This is a genomic window from Aphanizomenon sp. CS-733/32, from assembly GCF_028330045.1.
Taxonomy (GTDB): domain Bacteria; phylum Cyanobacteriota; class Cyanobacteriia; order Cyanobacteriales; family Nostocaceae; genus Dolichospermum; species Dolichospermum gracile.
Map to the genome: position 1 here is coordinate 1 of NZ_JAQMSE010000193.1, position 2831 is coordinate 2831.

Here is a 2831-nt window from a genome sequence, read left to right on the forward strand (position 1 = left end):
ATATTTTGTTCGTTTCGTCGCTGTAGCCTTCTTTGTTTTCGCTACGCTCAAATACAATTTGGGCTACGCAACTCAACTCACGCGCATTCATCCCACGCTCCTAAGAGTGAGACGTGGGGCTTCTGCTGATTAAGCTAACTGGGCTGGGCGCAGGCCCTGCGCCCCTACAGCCTGACTCCTATTCAACAATTTTTCTGGACTGAATTACCTGCAAACTTCCACCCGCATATAAACTAGGTTTACCCACATCAAAACCAAAATCTCGTAGCAAACCAGGTAAATCCGTTTTCAACAATTCCCAAGCTGTCTGGGTTTCAAACAGCCAGAAAAATACAGCCAACCCCGGCCAAAATATCGGATTTGTAGGCGGGTGAAAATCCACCAAGGTAAAAACTCCCCCCGGTTTTAATACCCGATAAACCTCTTGAATGATTTTTCGGAGTTGTTCTGACTGCATTTCGTGTAAGGCTGCGCTAGTATGTACCACGTCGAACGAATTATCTGCAAAAGGCATATCCTCAGCAAATGCTTTGATATAAGTAGCATTTGGTACATTTTCCTGGCATCGTTTGATAGATAATGGGGAAGCATCCAAGCCGGTGACGTTTTCCGAAAAATTTACTAAAAATCTGGTTACTTGACCACTACCACAACATAAATCTAAAATCTGAGTATCTGATTGTAGTTTTAAGTTTTGTAAAGCCAGTTGACGAAATCGGGGTTCACCACCCACAGTCACAGCCGCTAACCGAGAGATGCCATCATATAGCCATTGGTATCTATAACTCAAATCTCGAAAAATTGTTGCCATTGTATTTTTCCTGCCGATAAAGCTTTATATTTAATAAAGATATATTGTTAACATTAGTGAAAAATCTGTAAGGATTGGGGGAAAGTAACTGCTATGGGTCGTATAGGGGTATTATTACTTAATCTCGGTGGTCCCGATAAATTAGAAGATGTGGGACCGTTTTTGTATAATCTGTTTTCAGATCCCGAAATTATCCGTTTACCGTTTCGCTGGATGCAAAAACCTCTGGCTTGGTTTATTGCTACACGCAGAGAAAAAACATCTCAAGAAAATTATAAGCAAATTGGTGGCGGTTCTCCCTTACGACGGATTACGGAGGAACAAGGAGAAGCTATCAAGGCGAAGTTAGGTGAATTAGGACAAGAGGCTAATATCTATGTGGGAATGCGTTATTGGCATCCTTATACAGAGGAAGCGATCGCCCAACTTACCCAAGATAACATTGATAAGTTAGTAATTCTCCCACTTTACCCCCAATTTTCCATCAGCACCAGCGGTTCTAGTTTCCGGTTATTAGAACAACTATGGAAAGAAAACCCCAAACTCCAAAGTCTTGAATATACAGTCATTGCCTCTTGGTACAAAGAACCAGGTTATCTACAAGCAATGGCAGAACTCATACTTGGCGAACTTGATAAATTTCCACATCCTGATCACGTGCATATCTTCTTCAGCGCACATGGTGTACCCAAAAGTTATGTAGAGGAAGCAGGAGATCCCTACCAACTAGAAATTGAGGAATGCACAACCTTAATTATGCAAACTCTCAATCGTCCCAATCCCCACACCCTCGCCTATCAAAGTCGTGTTGGTCCGGTAGAATGGCTACAACCCTACACAGAAGATGCACTCAACGAACTCGGCGCTAAAGGTGTGAAAGATTTGGTAGTTGTCCCCATTAGTTTTGTTTCTGAACACATCGAAACACTGCAAGAAATTGATATTGAATATCGAGAAATAGCTGAAGAGGCAGGAATACACAACTTCGGACGAGTTCCTGCTCCCAACACCAATCCAGTTTTTATCAAGGCTTTATGCGACCTGATAATTGATGTCCTGCAACAACCTAATCTCAAACTCTCTCAAGTTACCCAAATGAAAAAAAGGGTGAAAATGTATCCCCAAGAACGGTGGGAATGGGGAATCACTACCAGCGCAGAAGTTTGGAATGGTCGGATAGCCATGCTAGGTTTTATTGGGTTGATTATTGAATTAATCACTGGTAAAGGCTTACTGCACGTTATCGGACTTTTACATTAGTTGTGGTGATTGGTCATGAGTCATGGGTCATGGGTCATGGGTAATAATTATTTCCCCTGCTTCCTGTCCCCTGTCCATTACCCGTAGGTAAAAGATTTATAGTTAATAAGGCGGCTAGAATCGTAATCAACCATTGTATTGATAACAAAATTGGTACCATCGTTTTTGGCTGGAATATTAGTCAAAAAGACTCCATAAATCTTGGCTCTAAAACTAATCAAAAGTTTGTCCAAATTCCTACCACAAAACTGAAAAACCGCATTGCTCAACTGTGTGAACAATACGGTATTAAGTTTGTTGAAACTGAAGAATCCTATACCTCAAAAACATCGTTCCTAGACAATGATTTTCTACCTACATTTGGTGCAAAACCCGAAGGGTGGAAAAGCAGCGGTACTCGAATTTCTAGAGGTCAATTCAAAACTTCAATTGGTATAAAAATAAATGCAGACTGCAATGGTGCAGTTAATGTGATCAGAAAAGTAGCTGCGATATTCAAGTTTGACTTGAGTGGAGTAGGTAGAGGCTGTTTGAGTCAGCCTACGAAAGTTCTTTTATGGACTCTTCAGAAATCCCCGCGTCTTGAGACCGGGGAAGCTTAACAATTCCCCAATTCCAGTTGTGACGTACTCCACACACTCCCTTTCAGGTGAGTGTGGGCTTCTCAGTGACTCCTCTATGAGGACATTAACTGAGCTTTAAGACCGTGCGCCCCACGGTTCTTTGGTTTTGAGATTTGTTTTTTGTTTTGTAGGCTGCA

3 protein-coding genes are annotated in these 2831 nt (G+C 41.8%); 2 read left to right on the forward strand and 1 reads right to left on the reverse strand.

The genetic code is table 11. The features are described from left to right. Nucleotides 1-178: 178 nt before the first annotated feature. Nucleotides 179-811: a class I SAM-dependent methyltransferase gene (locus PN471_RS15350; RefSeq protein WP_271777596.1), complete on the reverse strand. Its 633-nt coding sequence runs from the start codon at nucleotides 809-811 to the stop codon at nucleotides 179-181. Nucleotides 812-904: 93 nt separating this feature from the next. On the opposite strand from PN471_RS15350, the gene hemH reads away from it, so the two are divergent. Both hemH and PN471_RS15360 read left to right on the forward strand, forming a co-directional pair. Continuing rightward, nucleotides 905-2071 carry a ferrochelatase gene (hemH, locus tag PN471_RS15355; RefSeq protein ID WP_271777597.1) on the forward strand — a complete coding sequence of 389 codons (1167 nt, stop codon included), beginning with the start codon at nucleotides 905-907 and terminating at the stop codon, nucleotides 2069-2071. A 98-nt stretch (nucleotides 2072-2169) separates the two neighbouring features. Then, nucleotides 2170-2673 carry an IS200/IS605 family accessory protein TnpB-related protein gene (locus PN471_RS15360; protein WP_334311924.1) on the forward strand — a complete coding sequence of 168 codons (504 nt, stop codon included), beginning with the start codon at nucleotides 2170-2172 and terminating at the stop codon, nucleotides 2671-2673. Nucleotides 2674-2831 lie beyond the last annotated feature (158 nt).